The 1837-nt window shown below is 52.4% G+C and carries 2 protein-coding genes; one reads left to right on the top strand and one right to left on the bottom strand.

Features of this window, described 5'->3' with window-relative positions:
* Positions 1-50: 50 nt before the first annotated feature.
* Positions 51-530: a cupin domain-containing protein gene (locus FN633_RS08730; RefSeq protein WP_243731488.1), complete on the bottom strand. Its 480-nt coding sequence runs from the start codon at positions 528-530 to the stop codon at positions 51-53.
* 206 nt (positions 531-736) lie between these two features.
* Between FN633_RS08730 and FN633_RS08725 the strand changes: the two genes are divergently transcribed.
* Positions 737-1837 (top strand): AI-2E family transporter (locus FN633_RS08725; protein WP_154058871.1); only part of this gene is annotated, 1101 nt, incomplete at its 3' end.

Genomic DNA, 1837 nt, shown 5'->3' with positions numbered 1-1837 from the left:
AGGGATTTTTCAAGGGATGAAATATGTCATTACCATTATGTTAGCGCTGCTTAAATGTTTAGCCAGTTCTTAATAAGCGGCCCCGTTTCACCATATACCGGATCGCAATGTGGAAAAGACGCAGTGGCAATAGCCGCCAGCATTTCTGGGGTGGGTGCCCCGCGGCACAGATCAAACTGTTGATCCGGCGGGTAGCCTCCTACCACGGTGAAATCGTCGCTGCTATGAAGATTGCAGTGACCCGTCCCCGCAGGCAGCAGCATAATATCGCCGCCGCGCACAACCATCTCCTCCCCTTCCGGGCCGCCGAGCATCAGCCGGGCCTCGCCGCGTGCAATGGCCAGCACCTCATGGGCATTGCTGTGGTAGTGGTGGTAAGGATAAATGCCATCAACCCACTGTGCGGGCCAACCGTTTTTTTCAAACAGCTGCTGCGCCGTTTCAACACCATTCTCGTCAGAATTAAAAATCTGGCGGTAAATAAGCACAGGTAAATGCGGGTTATTCGGCACCCAGTCATTAGCGGCCAATAGCAGAACAGAGGTTGAGTCGTTTATGTCCGGCATAATTTCTCTTCCAGAAAAAGAGGAGGGTTATTTTAGCGTAGCCACTTCTGTTATCCCCTGCCAGAAATGCGTCTTTCCTGCGTAACGATCTCTATTGCACAGCTGAAAATGGTAATCTATCCAGTACCTTCTATATTTCGAGAAGTGCATCACATACCGGAGAAGTAGATATGAGATTTAAGGGATTAACGAAAGGCTTTTTCATCCTGATATTGCTGGTCGTTACGCTGGCGTTTTTCGACATCATGACCCCCTACTACTCGGCCATTTTATGGGCGGCGATACTGGCGGTGATATTCCAACCGCTTAAAAACCGACTACGGGACAGGATAGCCGGGCGCAACGGGATTGCCTCCCTGCTAACGGTGCTGATTATCTGTCTTATCGTCTTTACGCCATTAGCGATCATTCTCTCCTCGCTGGCGTTTGAGGCCAATACGGTTTACACCAAGCTGCAGGATAACAATACTCAGTTCCCGGTCGTGGTTGCCGATCTGGTGGCTCATCTGCCCAGTTGGGCACAGCAGTTCCTGGCCGATCACGATCTGAACAACGCTACGCAGATCCAGCAGCAGCTGTCGCAGGTAGCATTAAAGAGCGGACAGTACCTTGCTGGCAGCGCATTCCTGATCGGTAAGAGCACCTTCAGCTTTACCATTAACTTTGGCGTTATGCTCTACCTGCTCTTTTTCCTGCTAAAAGATGGGCCCTATATTGTTAATCAGGCGCTGGAATCGCTACCCCTTTCGCGCTATGTCAAACATCACCTGTTCGCTAAGTTTGCCGCCGTCTCTCGTGCAACCGTAAAGGGCACCGTCGTCATAGGCGTAATACAGGGCATACTGGGCGGCATCGGCTTCTGGATTGCGGGTATTGATGGCAGCGTACTGTGGGGGGCGCTAATGGCTTTCCTGTCGCTGGTGCCGGCAGTGGGCTCGGCGATTATCTGGGTGCCTGCGGCCATCTTCCTTTTTGCTACCAGTCAGATCTGGCAGGGCTTTTTCATTGTTGGCTTCTTTGTGATTATCGTCGGACTGGTGGATAACCTGCTGCGCCCGGTGCTGGTGGGTAAGGATACTAAAATGCCCGACTACCTGGTGCTTATCTCTACCCTGGGCGGCCTGGAGATCTACGGCATTAACGGCTTTGTGATTGGGCCGCTGATCGCCGCGTTGTTCCTGGCCTGCTGGAACCTGCTCTCCGGGAAAGATCACCAGGGCAACGCCGATGAACTGGACGATGAGTTTATCGAAGAGGGACGCTTGCCGCCT

It is taken from the genome of Pseudescherichia vulneris, from assembly GCF_902164725.1.
Classification (GTDB): domain Bacteria; phylum Pseudomonadota; class Gammaproteobacteria; order Enterobacterales; family Enterobacteriaceae; genus Pseudescherichia; species Pseudescherichia vulneris.
Note: the sequence above shows the minus strand (reverse complement) of the source record. Positions and strands in the feature narration are given on the sequence as shown.